At 64.5% G+C, this 18122-nt stretch carries 9 protein-coding genes and 1 pseudogene; all 10 read right to left on the reverse strand.

What is annotated here, in order from left to right; genetic code table 11:
* Nucleotides 1–122 precede the first annotated feature (122 nt).
* Nucleotides 123–4559, reverse strand: coding sequence for an FtsK/SpoIIIE domain-containing protein (locus tag AC1L6K_RS16685; RefSeq protein ID WP_480949954.1), 4437 nt, complete (start codon nt 4557–4559; stop codon nt 123–125).
* Nucleotides 4556–5260, reverse strand: a complete 705-nt coding sequence (locus tag AC1L6K_RS16690) for an FHA domain-containing protein (RefSeq protein WP_480949955.1) — start codon at nt 5258–5260, stop codon at nt 4556–4558. The genes AC1L6K_RS16685 and AC1L6K_RS16690 overlap by 4 nt, the downstream gene beginning before the upstream one ends.
* A gap of 55 nt (nt 5261–5315) precedes the next feature.
* Entirely contained in the window at nt 5316–7235 is a 1920-nt protein-coding gene (locus AC1L6K_RS16695; protein WP_480949956.1) for a serine/threonine-protein kinase, read from the reverse strand.
* Nucleotides 7232–9757 (reverse strand): FHA domain-containing protein, encoded by a 2526-nt coding sequence (locus AC1L6K_RS16700; RefSeq protein WP_480949957.1) that lies wholly within the window; start codon nt 9755–9757, stop codon nt 7232–7234. The genes AC1L6K_RS16695 and AC1L6K_RS16700 overlap by 4 nt, the downstream gene beginning before the upstream one ends.
* A complete protein-coding gene (locus AC1L6K_RS16705; RefSeq protein ID WP_480949958.1) occupies nt 9750–10769 on the reverse strand; it encodes a PP2C family protein-serine/threonine phosphatase in 1020 nt (339 codons plus the stop codon). The genes AC1L6K_RS16700 and AC1L6K_RS16705 overlap by 8 nt, the downstream gene beginning before the upstream one ends.
* A complete protein-coding gene (locus AC1L6K_RS16710) occupies nt 10766–12709 on the reverse strand; it encodes an RDD family protein (RefSeq protein WP_480952806.1) in 1944 nt (647 codons plus the stop codon). Before AC1L6K_RS16710 ends, AC1L6K_RS16705 begins: the two co-directional genes overlap by 4 nt.
* A 3-nt stretch (nt 12710–12712) precedes the next feature.
* Nucleotides 12713–12796, reverse strand: a pseudogene (locus AC1L6K_RS16715) (zinc-ribbon domain-containing protein); the annotation flags it as partial.
* 16 nt (nt 12797–12812) lie between these two features.
* On the reverse strand, nt 12813–15374 hold the full coding sequence (locus AC1L6K_RS16720) for a transglutaminaseTgpA domain-containing protein (RefSeq protein ID WP_480949959.1): 2562 nt from the start codon (nt 15372–15374) through the stop codon (nt 12813–12815).
* A complete protein-coding gene (locus AC1L6K_RS16725) occupies nt 15371–16702 on the reverse strand; it encodes a DUF58 domain-containing protein (RefSeq protein ID WP_480949960.1) in 1332 nt (443 codons plus the stop codon). The genes AC1L6K_RS16720 and AC1L6K_RS16725 overlap by 4 nt, the downstream gene beginning before the upstream one ends.
* A gap of 55 nt (nt 16703–16757) precedes the next feature.
* Entirely contained in the window at nt 16758–17729 is a 972-nt protein-coding gene (locus AC1L6K_RS16730; protein WP_480949961.1) for an AAA family ATPase, read from the reverse strand.
* Nucleotides 17730–18122: the final 393 nt, after the last annotated feature.

Genomic DNA, 18122 nt, shown 5'->3' on the forward strand with positions numbered 1-18122 from the left:
GCTATCCAAATAACGTCGATGGGGACAACTCCCCGTCTGCAAAACCCACCAGAACTGCGAGAGCGTTCCCGAAAAACCCACCAGAACTGCGCGAGGGTCTGAGGGGGCGGGGCACGGGCAGGCTAGCGCTCGTGGTCCATGGTGCTTGCCACCTGCAGCTTGAACGCCTTGCCCCGGCCAACGACATAGCCGCGGCCCGGGATGAACTTGTTGTTGGAGAGCCGCCCGAGCGCCGTGTTCATCAAGGTGTCCCCCTCGACGTCGCCGGGGTTCAGAAGCAGGCCGCGGCGGCCGGCCTTGAACAGCCCGGCCAGGCTCCACGCCCCCGACCAGGTGGACGTTTCAGCCTCGCCCACCACAAAGTAATTCGCCTTGACGGCGGACTTGATCAACGTGACAAGGTCCATTTCGGCCTCGGAGTCGGCAAACTCGGTGACCCCTTCAATGAAGAACGCCACGGGCTCGCTCTCACCCTCAACCAGGTCGATGAAGCGCTGCAGCTCCGGCTCCAGCGCCCCGGCCGTCACGATGGATTCGTCCCACACGGGCAGGTTGGCGATGGCCGAGCGGCGCGAGCCGAAGTACACGCGCCGGGTGCCCGGCGTCGACCGTTTCAAGGCCTCGGCCAGGGTGACAAGGGCTGTGGTGCGCCCGGACGACGGCGGGCCGGTGAGCATGAGCGCGCCCGTGGCCTGCAGTCCGGCCGGTTCCAGGTTGAAGTCGTCGACACCGATGAGGACGTTGCCGGCGGTGGCTGCCGGCAGCACGTCAAGGTCAACCATTTCCGGCAGCGACTCCACGCGCGGGGCCTGCTTGACGCCCTGGCGCCGCAGCGTTTCGGCCAGGCTGGCAACCTGCCGCGCCTGCAGTGCCAGGTTTGAGGTGCCGCCGAAGATGGCCACCTGGATCTCGCCGCCGTCGATCATGCCGCGGCCCGGAGGCGACGCCGGGGTCAGCACGTCACGGGGCAGGCCCAGGTTGGAATAGTCGTCCGCAGTGGCCAGGCGGAACACCAGCAACCGCTGCACCGATGACGCCAACGACGCCGGCAGCGACTTCGGGCTGTCACCGGCCATGACAATGTGGACACCCATGGGACGGCCGTCGGTGGCAATCTGCTGCAGTGTTTCAAACTGGTTCATGCCCGCCCGGAACTCGTACAGTTCACGGAAGGTTGCCAGCCCGTCGACCATGACGATGATGCGCGGCTCGTCAGGTTTGTTCGCCAGGCGGCGGTACTCGGCAATGCTGCCGGCCTTGACCTGGGCGAAACTCTCGGCCCGCTTCTCGATGATTCCGCGGACGTAGCGCAGCAAGCGCCCCACACGTTCGTTGTCCTCGGCATTGATGATGCCGCCCACGTGCGGGAGCACCTCAAGCATTTGCAGGCCGTTGGAGGCGGCGTCGATGCCGTAGACCTGCACGGGGCCGCCGCGCGGGGTGATGGCAGCGGCAATGGCGATCGTGCGCAGCGCGGCCGACTTGCCCGAACCGCTGGCACCCAGGATGGCCATGTTGCCGTCCTTGTCAGGTTCAAAGAACACCGTTGGCTGGGCCTGGTGTTCGGGGTCGTCCATGACGCCGAGCAGCAGCTGCTCGTCGGTGCGCGGCGTTGGCAGCTTGGAGAAGTCATAAATTTCGGGCAGTTCGCCCAGCCACGGCTTGCGGGGAGGCTTCACGCCCAGTTCCACGGCGGCCAGGGAAATGTTGGCCACCACCCGGGAGATGTCGTTGGGGCCCGCCGAATCCTCGACGGGTGCAGCGATCATTTCCTGCTCCCACGGGGCCCCGGCACCAAAGTCCATCTCGACAATGTCGATGCGCGGACGCTGCGGGGTGCGGGACGTCCAGCCGCCGGCGTAACCGGTCTGGAAGCCCTGGATGCGCCCCGGGCCCGTCTTGGCGGCGCCGCGGCCCGGGATCGATGGGCTGAAGTACGCCGCCGTGGATTCGCCCAGGATGTCCTGGGAGTCGTCGACGTCGGCCATGCGCAGGGCGATGCGCATGTTGGTGTTGGCGCGCAGGCTGTCCTTGATGACGCCGGAGGGGCGCTGCGTGGCCAGGATCAGGTGCAACCCCAGGGAGCGGCCGCGGGCGGCAACATCGACGACGCCGTCGACAAACTCGGGAACTTCCTTGGCGAGTGCGGCAAACTCGTCCACCACAATGATCAACGACGGCGGGGCCTCGGGATCTGCTTCCCGCTCCATGGCGAGCAGGTCCTTGGCTTTCTTGCGGTTGAGCAGGTGCTCCCTGAAGTGCAGTTCGGCGCGCAGGGAGGTCAATGCCCGGCGCACGAGGTGCGGGGACAGGTCAGTCACAAGTCCCACCGTGTGCGGCAGCTGCACACAGTCGGCAAAGGCGGCCCCGCCCTTGTAGTCGACAAAGAGGAAGGAGAGCCTGTCGGGGCTGTACGCGGCAGCCATGCCCAACACCCAGGCCTGCAGGAACTCGGATTTTCCGGCACCCGTGGTGCCGCCCACCAGTGCGTGGGGCCCCTCGGTCTTCAGGTCAAGGTACATGGGTTCGATGCCCTTGGAACCCACCAGTGCGCGCAGCGAGCCCTGGTGCTTGCGGTTCTTGACGGCCCGTGAGGAGACCGAGTTGTTTTCCAGCCACCTGTCGGCGATCCCCGAGGTGCCTTCCACCAGGTCGTGCCCGGCAAGTGCCACATAGGAGACGTTGCGGGGAAGGTCGGAGTCGTCGTCGACAGGGGTGCCGGCGTCGACAACGGGTGCCAGCATGCGGGCGAGCTGGGCTGCCAGCTCGGAGCTGACGCTTTCACAGCTGACGGGGTAGGTGAGCTGGCCCAGGCGGACCTGGCCGGTGGTGGCGGTTTCCGCAACATGGATGAAGTCGCGGCAGGACGCGGGCAGTGCCTCAATGGAGCTGGCAACCCACAGGATGTGCACGCCGACATCTGCACCGTATTCGGTCAACCGGGTCAGCCTGGCCCGGTCAACCTTGACGTCGTCCTCGATGATGACAAGCAGCGCGGGCGTGGCGGGCGGGGGAACCTCAATCTTCACCGGGTCAAGGGCGCCCCTGTGGGCCGCCCCGTTGGCCGCCATGTTCATGCCGCGGGTCACCAGCAGGTCTTCCAGGGTGGCCAGCAGCACGCTGGCCGCGCCATGGCCGGAAGCCAAATGCTCGCCGGCAAGCGGGGAATGCACCGAGCCAACATGCGGGAGCCATTGCAGCCACTCCCACCGTTCCTTCGACTCGGCTGAGGTCATGGCAGCCACGGCCAGCTCGGCCGGGGAATGCAGCCCGACAGCCTGGAGCACCAGGGCGCGCGCCACATCGTCAACGACGCCGCGCGGGCCGGCCACACCCAACGCCCCGCTCGTGCGGAACTGGGCGACGACGGGCACGGCGTCAATGTCTGAGAACTCGGCCTTGATGTCCTCGATCTCGGCCATGTATTCGGGCAGGGTGTTGTTGTCGCTGGACGCCTTCACTGGTGTGCGCGATGGCTGGCGGCCAACGCCCATGCGCAGCGACAGGAACGCCTTGTGTTCGGGCCGGTGCGTCCACATCAACGGGCCCAGCTTGTAGATGGCGTCAACGGTTTCGGCCGTGGACGGGCTTTCCGCCAGGCGCACTGCCCGTTCCACCTGCTGGCGCTGGGTCATCTGCCGGCGGAACTCGACAATGGCGCCCCGGAACTGAACGATCGAGTCCTTCAGATCACGCTTGGCGTTGGCTTTTTGGTCCAGCCAGCTGCCAATCATCATCAACGGCATCATGGCCATGAAGATGACGCTGAACAAGCTTTTGGTCACGCCAAACATGACGGCGCCCATGAGGATCGGGGCCACCAGCATCACGACAGGGAACCGTTCCCGGCGGGGGCGTTGCGGGCCGGCAGGGAGTGTTTGTTCCTCGATCTTGAACTGCGGCACAACACGCGGGGACCGGTTGAATTCAACCAGGGGGCTGGTGGGGCCCGACTGTGCACCGCGGCCCAGGTTCACCACGGAGATGGTTGTTTCGCCCAGTGTCACCTCATCGTAGGAGCCCAGAACTGCCCGGGACACCTGGGTGCCCTCCATCATCAGGCCGTTGGCGGATCCGGTGTCGGCGATTTCAATGGTTTCCCCGATGGTGATGCGGGCGTGCCGTTTTGAGGTCATGGGGTCGCTGAGCCTGACATCGGCGTCATAGGCGCGGCCCACATAGCTTGTGCCCGTCGGCAGGGAGAATTCCGTGCCGGCGTCGGGTCCCGCAATCACCCGCAGTGTGGCGGCGGCCGGGCCCCTGTCCTGCTGGGGAACGGCAAAAGCGTCGCTGACCTGGGTCAGCGACACCGTGGCGCCGGGGCGCAGCCCCGATTCCAGCAGGTTGCTGTCCGGCGGCAGTGTTCGTCCCCGAACCCCGCCCACAATGGACTCCTCCACCAGCAGCGACAGATTGTGCGGGGCCTGCGCGCCCTTGCGGGACGGATCGGACAGGTAAAGTTCGGTGGCAATGTCCCCCACCGACGCCAGGCCGTCAACCGTGACGGCCAGGTTTTTGTCTTCCTGCGGTTCACGCTTGAGCGTCAGCCTGATCCTCATTCAGCTTCCGTCCCGCGCTGGGAATCCAACAGGGCCAGGTCGTCCGAGGTGACCAGGTGGGAGGTGACGGAATGTTCCACCAGCCTGGTCCGCCGGTTGGTGGCCAGCTTTCCGCCGCCGCCGCGCAGCCCGACAACCCCAACCCTGTCAAGCTTGTCGCACACATTGTCAAGCTTCCGGTTGAAGCGCGTCAGCGCCCAGCCCAGACGTTTGGCCGCCTCTGCCGAGGAGGGAATGGAGCTGAACCCGGTTCCGCCCCGACGCAGCATGGGCTCGGCCAGGGCAACGATCAACGCCTTTTGCGAGTCCGTGAACACGACCGGGCCAATGGTGGTTGACCCGGCAGAGTCCTCCTCACGGCTTTGCGACATGAACGACGGCGCCGCTATGTGGACGGAGAATTCGTACGTGGTGGGGCCGGCAGTGAAGATCACATTTGTCTGGCTGAACACCAGCGGAATGCGTGCGCCGGGCGCCATCCATGCCTGCATGCCGCCGGCGGCGTCGGCAATGGTTGCCGAGAGCATGGTGCCGGCGTTGGTCAGCCACCAGATGCCGTCGTACTTGCTGACTTCCAGGAATTTCCGGTGCAGGTACGGGTTGTCGTCAACCTCAATGTCGCCCTCACGGCCAATGCTGAAAATGGCTTCCGGCGACGGTTCGTACCATTCGCCGCAGAAATCGATGGTTAGTTCAGCCATGACGGCAGCCCCCTTGGTTGCTTGGAAATCGTTTGCCTGCGCGTGGTTTCGGTGGTCAGGAACACTGTTTGGTCTCCGGTGACGTTTGGCCGTTCTTGCGGACAAGTTTCACGGAAATGCAGGATTCGTCGTTGGAGCCGTTGACGACAAATGCCCTGGCCTCGGCAATGGGCTTGAACTCGCCGGAATCGACGGCGCTGACCGAGGCCCACAGGTACTTGTCACCAGCCTGCGGCTCGGGGTTGGTCCATGTCCACTCGGAGCCGCCATTCTTGGGAGTGGCTGTCAGCTCCGTGACGGCCGGAACGTCGGCGCCAATGACAAGTGCCGTGGGCTTCGGCGACGGCTGCGCGGAATCCTGGTCGTCCTGTTTGGGGGCTCCGGCATTGATGAAGATGACAATTCCAACCACGACGGCGGCCACCAGCACCACCCCGGAACCCAGTCCCAGCCACAAGCGTTTTTTACCCGCAGGTGCCTGTGGGGCAGGCGCATGCTCCTGGCCTTGGTGTGCAGGCGCAAGCAGCTCGCTGCGCTGGACGGTGGAGTCGAGGGCATGTCCGGTGTCAGGGGCAAAGCCGGGTCCGGGCGCGGACTGCCTCAGGTGGGGAACGGAATCGTTCCATTCCGTCGGCGACGCCATGTTGGAAAAGCCCCTGCGAAAAGTCGGACCGTCCACGGTGTCGGATGAAGCCGGCCCGCCCGACGGCTGCTCCACGCCTGCGGTCCGGCCTGCACCTGGGTTCGGGTTCGGGGCAAATTCCGTCCGCTGCGAGGGCATCGTCTGGCCGTTGCGGGTCAACCCCGTGGTGGATCCTGTGTGCGATCCATTGTTGAAACCAGAGTTGGCCCCGGTGTCCCTGGACCCGGTGCCGCCGGGGTTCGTGCCGCCGGGTTGGCCGCCGGGTTGGTTCCGGGCCGGGTTGCCGCCGCCATCGGCTGTGGTTCCCCGGCCCCTGCCCGTGGCACCGGCCCCTTGGCCGGTGCCCTGACGTGAGGGGAAGGTGGGGTTGGAGGTGCCGGCATCCGGATCGATGGAGACGATGCTGCGGACCCTGGTCGCTTCCGCCTGGTCCACCGGGCGTGCATCCTGGGCTGCGACTTCCTCCTGCACCTCAAACGGGGTGACTGACAAGTTCAGGTCCGCCTGCACGCGCATCAATGCGCGGGCAAAATCCTTGGCTGTGCCGTACCGTGAGCTGGGTGATTTGGCCATGGCCGTGGCCAGCACCAATTCCAGCGCCTCGGGAATGTCGGCGCGGCCCAAAGGTGGCAGGGGCGCCGAATTGATGCGGTCCATCAACTGGCGTTGGGAATTGTCGGCCCCGGGGACTACAAAGGGCGAGTGGCCGGCCAACAGCGTGTAGATGGTGGCGCCAAGGGCCCAGATGTCCACCTTGATGCCGTCCGTTGCCCCGGTGCCAAAAGACTCCGGCGGCGACCACGGGATTGACATGCCGCCGCCGTCGGCCTGCACCTGGTCCATGGCGCCTGAGATGCCAAAGTCAGTCAGGGCGGGCCGGTTGTAGTCGGTGACCAGGACGTTGGCGGGCTTGATGTCCCTGTGGGCAATGCCCGCACGGTGCGAGGTCTCCACTGCCGAGGCCAGCTGGATGCCAATTTCGAGTGCCTTGTCGGCGCTGAAGCGGCCCTGCCGGTACTGCACGTCAAGGCTCGGCCGGGAGCAATACTCCATGGCCAGGTACGAATGGCCGGACTCGGTGATCTCGGCCTCGAAGATGGTGACAATGTACGGGTGGGCCGACAGCCTGGCCATGAGGTTGGCCTCGGACTCAAAACTGGCCCTGGCCCCCTTGGTCTTCAGGTCGGCGGTAAGCACCTTGACGGCAACTTTTCGCCGCGGCCTGTCCTGCTCATACAGGTAGACGTCCGAGAACCCGCCCGAGCCCAACACCGAGAGGAAGCTGTAGCCGGGCAGGACGGGTGGCGCTGCCGGTGGACGCCTGGCACTCACAGCAGACCGTCGAAGAGCAGCGAAACACCGTCACCCAATTCGGCAATGTCACCGTTCAGCAAGATTGCCTCTTCACCCTGGCTCAGGCGGCGCGGAGTCTGGCCTTCACGGACGAGCACTGTGCCGTTGGTGGCCTTGAGGTCGACAAGCAGCACCTCCCAGCCGTCGAGGCGGACCTCCACATGCGAGCGGGAAATGTCGTCGTTGCCGCTCTTGACCTGGACCAGGCGCGGCATGGCGCCACCCATCACGCGGGAGACTGAGGGTTGGCGTCCGATGATGAGCGAGTGGTCAAGTTCCACCAGTTCGCCGGTTGAAATGTGCATGGTGCCAAGGCGCGGCCGGCCCACTTCACGAGGTTCCGAGTTGATTGCGGCGCCACAACCGGAACACAGCGACCGGCTTGGCGGGTTGGCGTGGCCGTTGGGGCACATGCGTGCCAAAACCATCGGGCCCGTTGGCGGACGCGATTCCAGGGATTCGGCAGCCGTCGGCTGTCCGTCCCGGCTGAAGTCACCGCGCATAACTGTGTGCCCGTCATGGTCCGGGTCGTAGCCGCCGTTGACGTTGCCGCCATTGTTGACGGACCCGTTCGACGGCGTCGCCGCGTCGCCTGCCGCTGCGCCCGGCGCGGGATCATCCAGCGCTGGATCGTACTGACCGGCTGCGTCCTGGGCGGACTGGGCATTTACGTAGTCTGCCGGTTCGGCTTGGGCAGGCTGGGGGTTGGCAGCTTGTGCCCGGCTGCCGGAGTTGCCCCACGGAACCGAGTCAATCAGCAGGCTTTCAGGCTCCCCTGCCGGCGGCTGGAACGCAGAGGCTTCCGGCGCGGGGGCGCCACCGGCGGCATGTGCCTGGAGGTCGCTGCCGGCAGAATCATCCGAAGTGGCGGGCTGGCCGCCATCGGCGGGCACGTCAGAATCTGCCGTCGTGTCGGTGCCGGAGGGCGCGGCTTCGCCATTGCCGGCCATGGGCGGCTGCGGCGGCAGCGGGGGCAGCGGGGGCAGGACGGGTTCGGCGTTTTCCGGCCTGACGGGTTGGCCGTTTTCATCCAGCCTGACGGCAGCAGCTTCCACGCTTTGGGCCATTGTTGTGGCACCAAACAAGTAGTCGTAGTTGATCGTGAACCCGTCGTCAGCAGGCTCCTCAGGCGTTGTGCCCGATTCGACGTCCGCCGGTGTTGCGGAGCTGTCTGCGGCTTCCGGCTCCCCCGCTGCTTCTTCCGGTTCTTGTTCCGGATCTTGCTCAGGTTCTTGGTCCGCTTCGTCGTTCTCAGCCGCATCGTCCGACTGGCCCACGTCGTCGCCCATGTCCGGGCGGATGGTGAGGCTTAAGTCGTCCTCCGCGCTATGGAGGGCTGCAACGTCCATGGGTGCCAGCTGGGCATTCCATTCGGCGTCGGCAGCCTCGGCGGCCTTGGCGAAACTTGCCAGCGTCTCGTCATCGTCATGGTCTGCCTCATCCAAACCGGCTCCGGCCAAGTCACCTGCATCTGCATCTGGGACATGTGCGTCAGGATGCTCTGCTTCCGGGATGCCCAGGTCCGAATTGTCTGCGTCCGGGTGCACCTCATCCGGTTCGTCGTGGCCGGAAACGCTTGCGGCGTCGGGCAACTCGTCGGCAGACTCAAAGTCGGGTGCTGGTTCATCGGAGGACCCGAATAGTGCCGGCTCGGATTCGGCAGGGTTCTCGGCAAGGCCGTCGAAGATGCCGAAGCTGTCAGGCAGTGAGTCATCATCCAGGGGGATGTCAGAGTCTGGTTCTTCATCCACGGGACTCTCAGACTCTGTGTCATCATCCTCTGCGATCTCAGGCACCGAGTTGCCTGCTTCGTCGCGGGGCGCCTCGCCGGCATTCTCCGGTTCGGCTTCCCACTCTGGGTCTGATTTCAGCTCCGGGGCATCGTCAGCGGACGATTCCGCTTCGGCTGCCACCTCGTTGACGGGGGCCGCGGCAAACGGTGTGGCGTCAGCGACGAAAAGCTGTGCGTCTGCGGCCGGGGGCACAGCTTCGGCACCGCTTGGCACGGTTGCCGACTCGTCGCCGTCGTACGTGTTGGAAATCTGGGGCCCGGCAGACCCGCTGAGGATGGTCAGCGATTGCAGGAGCACAACGCCTTCGCCCAAGGGCAGGACGAGCGTCCCGTCACCGGCACCGGGTTCGGCCAGTGTCAGTTCGATGGAGTCGGCCGACGGCAGCGAGCGTTCGCTCCAGGTGGTGACGTCGCGGCCCGAAACCATCTCGGTGCCGGCTCCTGAGTGGGCGAGCAGGGTGATGTCGCCGCGCAGGATGGCATGCAGCCTGTCGCTTTGGACGACGACGGCGAAGTCGGGCATGCCTGTCAGGCCCGTGCCAAATCTCTCCGTCACCTCATTGAGGACGCCGTGAATTGTGGGCTCCTGGCCGAGGTAGTCCCAAAGGTGGTTGACGATGTCCGGATCGGTCTGTCCGTCCAAGACGATGACCGATCCCGAGCGCACAATTCCAAGCCAGGATCCAGTACTGTACGTGGTGCTAACCATGATTCTCCTCGTGCAAGGGGGCTGCAGCATGCTCTTGCACTGCAGCGGATGGGACTGGTTGGACTGGTTTTTCGGGGGTCCGCACGGATTCCGGGATGGATTCCAACACGTGCTCGGGGATGGTTTCCAGGACTGCCTGCGGAACGATCTCCTCCGGCGGAAGTATCCTCGGCAGGGTGTCATCGTCTGCGGTCAGGACTGCCATCTGGGCCGTTCGGGGCTTGTTCAGGGTGTCCTCCGCACCAGCACTGTTGAGATGGCTGGCGTCGACCACGATGACTGTAATGTTGTCGCGGCCCCCCGAGCGCAGGGCAGCCTGGATGAGCGAGTCGACCGCGTCCTGGGGGTGGCTCAGGGTGCTGAGCGCCCTGTGGATCTGGCTGTCGCTGAGTTCGCCCGACAGCCCGTCCGAGCAGACGAGAATCCTGTCCCCCTCCTCAACGGGCACCAGCCAGAAGTCTGCTTCCGTGTCCGAGCCGGCGCCAAGTGCGCGTGTCACCACATGGCGGCGTGGATGGACCAGTGCCTGCTCCGGGGTGATGAACCCGCTGTCGACAAGTTCCTGGACTTCTGAGTGGTCCACGCTGATCTGGCGGAAAACGCCTTGGCTCAGGAGGTAGGTCCGGGAGTCGCCGACGTTGAAGACGAGCCAGTACGGGACCCCGCGTTCCTCCACCAGGACCACGCCGGTGACGGTGGTGCCCGCCTTGGAGTTGGTGAGATCGCGGATCCGTGCGTCGGCCTGGCGCAAGGCCTGCTGCAGGTCCGCCGCCGTCGCCGTTCTAGAGGCTGCCGTGAGGAAGCCTTGCTTACTCAGTGTTGCGATGCATTCACGGCTGGCCACTTCGCCCGCTTCGTGCCCGCCCATGCCGTCGGCGACCGTAAACAAGGGATCCGCGGCCAAGAAAGAGTCCTCATTTAGTTCCCTGCGCAAACCGCGGTCGGTGCCGAAACCAAAGCTGAGCCGCAGGCTCGATGGGGTGTCTTCGGCATTGCTGTCAACCGGGTTCACGCGCGCCCCACCACGAAGGACCTGTCACCAAAGTGAACCTTGGAGCCAACTTCTGCCAGTGCGGGGCTGCCGCCTGCCAGTGCGGTCGTCGCGCCGGAGGTGTTGGTGACGGTGCTGCCGTTGGTCGAATTTCTGTCGGTCACCCAGAGCCCCTCCCCGCCCACACGAAGGTGCAGGTGTGTCTTGGACACGGATCTGCTGGAGTCTTGAATGGAGATAAGGCGCGAAATCATCTCTCCATCGTAACCGGCGGGGTTGCGGCCAATCAGGGCAACAGTGCTGACGTCCTCGGAACGGCCGTCATCAAACGTCAGCCGCAACGCTGGATTCTGGGCCACCGGGCGGACCCGGGTCTCCCCTGCGTCCTCACCAGGGTCAGTGGCCGGCGAATGGATGTTTGCGGGCAGTGCTGTCGGCTGCCCGCCTGCCGGAGGAGCCGGAGGAGCGGAAAAGGCAGGATGTCCGGTCTGGGCCGGCGGCCTAGCGTGAGCTGTGTTGGGCCCGGAGGCAAAGTTTTGCTGGTGGTGCGGTTGGCCGAACTGCTGGGGCTGGTGTGCCTGGCCTAACTGCTGCCCTCCGGGCTCCGGCTGAGTATTGCGGATAGCACCCGGCACGGACGTGATGGGGCCCTGGTCCACAGGATTCCGGGGGTCCGCGGCCGACGGCGAAGCGAAGGGATTGTCCTGCTGTGCCGCCTGGCCCGGAGGCTGCCAGCCTTGTTGTGGCTGGCCCTGCTGGTTCTGGAACTGCTGGTTCTGCTGGTTTGGCTGGTTTTGGAACTGCACCACCGGAGGCGCAAAGGGGTCGACGACGGCGTCTTTCTTCCTCCTGCGCCACCCGCCCCGTGTGGGCGCGTCGGCCAGCCCAGCTGCCTGACCTGCCGGGGATGGCGCAGCATTGGCCATGCCGGGCGGTGAAGCTCCGGGCGCTGGGTTGGTCTGCCCTGAGGCTCCCTGCATAAAAGCGCCCTGAGTGAAGGCACCCTGTCCCGATGCACCCTGGCCCACAGCTGAAGGGTTTGCCGCCGGGCGGGCCAACGGGGACCTCACCTCAGAAATGGTTGGCACGGCTGCCGGGACAAAGTTCTCCCGCTCGGCGATCCCGCCTGTTTCCAGGGGGTCCCGCCCATTCTTCACGTTGAACACCAGTGTGTGGGCGACCTTGTCGTGCCAACCCTGCTTTTTGTCGTTCGAGTCCCACGCGTTGGAGATGATGACCAGCAGCGGACCGATGGTGGGAATGATGCCGCTCACCCCGATGATCAGGTACCGCAGGAAAATGGCCAGCAGTCCTGCGGGTCGCCCCTCCATGTTTGTGGTGCGCAGTCCCAGCATGAGGTTGCCGGGGGTCTTGCCCGACCTTGCTTCCCACAGCCACAACCAAATGCCGTAGCCAACGGAGAGCAGGCTGGCGATGCCTGTCAGGATCAGAAGCCACGTCAGGTCGAGTTCGACGAATTCGCCGACGTTCTTTGTCTTGATCATGAGGGCGCCAACGCCGGCAGCCACGCCCAGCAGAATGCTTGGCAGAACCCCGTCGATGATTTTGGCGGACAGCCGGCGGCCGGCCCCGCCAACTGCCAGGGCGGTCGCGGCAGCAATGCGGGGATCGACGCCGACTTGTTGCGGCGCCACCAACGGTCCCGTTGTTCCCATCCCCACGGGAATGATGCCCGGGACCGCGGGCTGCTGGGAGTTCGGCGTTTGTCCGCCCCACTCGTTTGAACCCCTGCCATCACGGGACGTGCCGCCAGGAGCCAATCCGGGTGTGATTGTTGGTGCCAGCGCGGCGTTGGCGTTGCCTTGGGCACCGCCGTGTCCGCCAGCAAACGGGCTCCTTCCGGCGCCGCTTCCGGCACCACCCGGGGCGGCAAACGGATTGTTCGACGGACCGCCCAAGGGCACAGAGGAAGGCGCCGGCGTGGCAGCCCGGTTCGTCACGGTCGCTCCGCACAAGGTGCAGAAGGCCGCGCCGGGTGGGATGGCTGCCCCGCAGTTCCGGCAGGGATCCGCCACTTTATGCGCCATTTGCTTAGTACCCTTCTTAGGACTTCTTCAGAAACCGTGCCAGCTTGGAGCGTGTATCCGCCCCGCCCTGGCCATGTGCCACGCCACTGCTGTTTACTGCGTCGCTGGTCCGAAGACTGCGCTCACGTGTTTTGTTGCCGGCCCGTGCTTTCGCATCAGCCAGCAGCGACCGTGGAGAGAACTTTGCCCGTTGCCGCTTCCAGAAGCCTACCGACCCTGTCATGCCCTTGACGGAGTGGTCCACGTTTTGCCAATACGTGGCGACATCCTCTTCGCTGGGCTGCCCCGGACCGAAAATGGCCGCGTCAGCCCGTTCGGCCAACAACGCGGTGCTTGACTGGCTTGCCGGGAAGGCACTGTAAAGCGACACAGCCGTCTCCCGGCGAGTGCCGTTGTTGTCCACGCCGGCACCGAGATCTGTTGCCAGGCTCAGCACTTCCGACCAGCCGCCCCCGACCCGGTCTGTGGGCAGTCCGGTGGTGTGGCGCTTCTTTCGACGTCTGGTCTTGAGTGCAACAATCAAAATCAGGGGCAGAGCAATGATCGCAATCGGGATGGCGGCCACCCCCACGATCATGAGGATCGTGCCCCAAATGCCGGCCTGATTGTCCTTTTTGCCGTCGGTGTCAAGCGCGTCGGGTGCACTGTCAGGGGGCAGATCGGCCGGCTCCTGCGGCGGGGGCGGAGGCTGCAGCACCTGCGGCTTCGGCTTCGACGCGTTTTGCGGCTCGGGCGGGTTGGGCACGTGGTCCTTGTCCGGCGTCGGATTGAATGGCACCCAACCCTGTCCGGCAAAGTTCACCTCAACCCAGGCGTGAACGTCCGATCCCTTGACCTTGACGGTATCGGCACCGTTGTTGGGGTCCTTCCCGTCGAGGTAGAAACCCATGACCACGCGGGCGGGTATGCCCAAGTGCCGGGCCATCAGCACCATGGCCGTCGCGTATTGTTCGTCGTCGCCGACCATTTCCTTGCCGCTGAGCATCTTGGTGATGCGTGCAGCGCTGTGGCCGGAGTTGGAGGTCGTTTGGCCTTCCAGCCCGTTGCTGAACTTGCCTTCACTCTGCAGTGCGCCCTCGAGTGCCTGGACTTTCTTCAGGGGCGTATCGGCCTCGCCCACGATGTCGTTGGCCTTGGTGCCCACTACCGGCGGCACGTTTTCGAGCTTGGGCAGCCGGACGGAACCAAAATCAGCGCCAGCAAGTTTGTCGCGACCTGTATTGGGAAACTGCACATCCATGCTGTACTCATCCCCCTTGGCAACGCCGGCCAGATTGAGCGCAGTGCCCGACTCCTTGTTCAGGTACAACGTCGGAGAGTCGTCTTGGGCGCTTTGGTAACTGAGGCTCTGCGCCTCCGAAACACTGGGGATCCAGACTTCACCGTAACCGTCAATGACAACGTCGACGGCGGTCCCGTTGCCGTCGACGTTGTTGGCAGGCGACTTGGCGTCGCCGATCGGGGCAAAGGAGGCTGAGCTGTTGGGGTCCACGTTGAACACGACGCCGTCGTAGTTGTCCATGGCGGCGATCCGGACCCGGCCGTTCTTGGGCAGGCCCTCAACGTCGAACAGGACGGTGTCTTTTTCATTCTTGACATAGTCACGGAACTTGGTCAGCGGTGACGGCAGTTCGTGGAGGTCAGGCGGCGGGATGACTGCGTCGCGCAGCACTTCGCGGCTGGCATTTCCGGTCAGGGCCGGGGCTGCTGTCATGGTGACGGCGCCGGCGACGAGGATGACACCGGCAGCCATGCCTATCCGGCGCAGCAGTGAGCTGCGCGCACCCGCCTTGTCCTGAACCTGCTGATTGGCTGAAATTGAACCCGCGGTTTCACGGCGGAGCAGTTCATGCCTGTACGCGAACCAGGCGATGGCACCCACCGTCAACAATGATCCACGCAAGACCGGCAGGAAGACCTCGGCCGTGCCAAACACGATGGCGGTGAGGAACAAAACAACGACGGGGACCATGGTCCAGTAGGCGTTGCGCAGCCGCCAGGCGAGGGTGCCCGCAACAATGGCTGCCACAAAGGCCGAAAGGTACGGAACGACCATGACGTCCACGCTCGTCCCCACGGGCGCGGCAAGTGTCAGCAGTTGTTTCCAGGAGAGCATGATGCCCAGCAGGAGCCCGCGCAATGAGGCAAGGCTGGGGATGAAGCCAAGAATGGCCTCGTCCGGTGCGGCCAGGGCACTGCCGAAAAGCATGTAGACCACAAAGCCGAGCCCGACCATGGTGATCAGGCCCAGGCGCCAGTGGGAGCCAATGGCGGCGACGCCCAGGCCCAGCACAATGGCGCCAAAGCCTGCAATCAAATACTGGGAATCATGGCCAAACGTCGGGCCAAAACCAAGGACGGCAACGCCGAGCAGGACTGCCAGCACGACTCCGTCGATGAGGAAATGCCACCGGAGCCGTCCCCCGGCAAAAGCCGAAGGACTGCGGGTGGGTGCGGCTGGACTCCGGCGTTCCTGCGGCTGGGTCCGGCGTCGGGTTCGGCTTTGCTCACGGGACTCCCGCTGGGATGCTGCCTGGTTTTCCTGCGGCTGTGCTGCCGCGTTTCTGCGGGCGCTCACGCGACGGCCTTTCTGAGCACTATGGAAAGATCGGCCAGATCGCCGAGAGTCAGGACGGTGAGATCTGCAATGTTTGCGCGGGCTGGCTGCGCCCCTGAATAGCAGCGCACGGCAAAGGCGCGAACTCCCGGCGGCACCGAGGCGGCGGCGCTGCGCAACTGCGCGGGAGTGACCTTGGAACCAACCACGAAGAACACCACCGATGCGTTGGGCACGGCATCGGAAAGCGCGCGGGCCAGGTCCACGGAGGTGCCCCGGCGGTTGTGGCCCTGCAACCGGGTCATGTCGTCGAGGAGATTCCTGCCCGTTTCACAGCGAATGGGTCCACGCTGGGTGATCACACTCAGCTCCCGGTTTTCCTTGATCGCCTGGCGGCCCAGCGAGGCCGCAGCCGAAATCGCCAACTCCAGGTCGTCGTCGTGCACGTACTCATCCGTATTCACCGACAGGGCAACTGCCATGTGCGAACGGCGGGTTTCCTCAAACTGGCGGACCATCAGCTTGCCTGTGCGGGCCGTGGTTTTCCAGTGGATGTGGCGCCGGTCGTCGCCGGGGACATAGTCGCGCAGCGCATGGAAGGCAATGTCGGAACTTGAGAGGTCCTTGGTGGTCAGTCCCTCAAGGTCCTTCAGGAATCCGGCTGCGGGACCGTCAAGGGAAGTGGTGCGCGGGTGCACATAAAGATCGGAGGGTTCGGTCCACAACACCTGGCGGCGCAGGAGCTGCAGGGGGTCGGTGCGCACGGAACGCACGGGTCCCACCGTGATCACCGCGCGGCGCGTGGTGGGAATGGTAAAGAGGTCCTCATGGACCTGCCCCGCCTGCATTCGTGGCAGGTGGAACAGCGCAGTTGCCTGGCCCACCGGAAGTTCCAGGGCTGCGGGCAGCACAGTGCGCGGGGATGTGTTTGCGACGGTGATGCTGCCCACGGCGTTGTCCCCGACGGCGACGCGGGTGCGCGCCAGGTCGAGCTTGACCGCATACATTGACTTACCGAGGATGAAGGCGATCGCAATCAACAACAGGAGGACCGCAAACAGGGCCGCGATCTCCGCCTCCTGCCAGCCAAAGATTGCGCCAAGAATCCACAAAACCAAGGCCGCACCCATGACCACAAATCCGAGGGTGCTGATGGTTGCGAGCACGGGAGCGACGTAGCGCTTGCACCATGCAGTGACTTTGGACCACACCGGGGCCACGTAGATGTTGGCGACCTTGCCCGCTTCGCGCCACAAGGATGTGGGATGCAGGCGTGTGGGTGTGCCTTCGCGGTGGAAGGGCCGGGAAAGAAACTTCCCCACCTTTCCTGCGTTGGACTTCATGCTCATCTTTAACCTTTAACTGGATGTGCTGTCGCTGGGCATGCTGCGTGCCGCCTCGGTGTCAGACCGAGGCCCGTTGCTGGGGGGCCGCTACTTCTGCCAGGATCCGGCTCAGGATAACTTCAGGCGTGGCACCGGCAAATTCAGCTTCGGGATCCATGACGAAACGGTGCGTCCACACGTAAGGTGCAAGTTCCTTCACGTCGTCAGGCAGGACGTAGCTGCGGCCACGCCCGGCGGCCCAAACCTTGGCGATGCGAACCATGGCGATTGCACCACGAACCGAGACGCCCAATCGCGTCTCAGGAGCGTTGCGAGTCTCCTCGCAGAGGCGCGAAATGTATTCCAGCACAGCGGCATCGGCGTGGGCTGTTGACGCCAGGTCGGCCATTTCGGCGACAGCCTGCGGGGTGATGATCGCCTGCAGCGTTGACGTCCTGTCTCGCTGGCCGGAGCCGGAGAGCAGCTGCACCGTGGAGGCGTGGTCCGGGTAGCCGATGGAGGTTTTTATCAGGAAGCGGTCAAGCTGGGCTTCCGGCAGGCGGTAGGTGCCCGCCTGCTCGATTGGGTTCTGGGTCGCCAGCACCATGAAGGGACGGCCCGTCTCATACGTGGTGCCGTCCATTGTCACGCGGGATTCTTCCATGACTTCCAACAGAGCCGACTGCGTCTTTGGCGACGCGCGGTTGATCTCATCGGCAAGGACGATGGTGGCGAAGATGGGTCCCTTGTGGAATTCGAATTCCTGCGACTTCTGGTCGTAGATCATGACGCCGGTGACGTCGGAGGGCAGCAGGTCGGGCGTGAACTGGATGCGCGAATTCGTACCCTTCACGGTTGCCGAGATCGCCCGCGCCAGCATGGTCTTGCCTGTACCAGGAGCGTCCTCCAGCAGTACGTGGCCTTCGGCAAGCATCGCAGCAAGTGTCAGGCTGATGACGTGAGACTTGCCGAGGATTGCCTGACCAACGTTGGACACCAACTTTTCAAACGTTCCTGCAAACCACGTGGCCTGTTCCGGCGTCATGGACATAGTTCATCCTCTTTCAATCTTGATAATTCGTGCGTTGCCTGCAGCAAAACCTGCACCAGTTTATCCACTAATTGGCCTTATTGGCGATCGGAGGCGAAGCAGGGACATTGACAATGGAATTCGTGGCCCGATCAACGTTTCGACGACTGGTGGGCAGCCCTGGATTTTTTACCTTCCGGGAGCCCAATCCACCGGCGCGCCCCTGTGGGTGCTGCCACCCGGCAGCCTGTGTTTCAGATTGTCTCCGTCCCACCTTGCACCCGAGGAACCGACACATGTCCGAGAGCGTTCCGACTGCATTTTCGCCAAGGAGAGTGCAGACATTGTCCGCCAATGGCATTGTCCTTTTACACTTTGCCAGCATTTTGGATGACATCAAAGTTCCCTGTAATA

Source organism: Specibacter sp. BI4, from assembly GCF_056680095.1.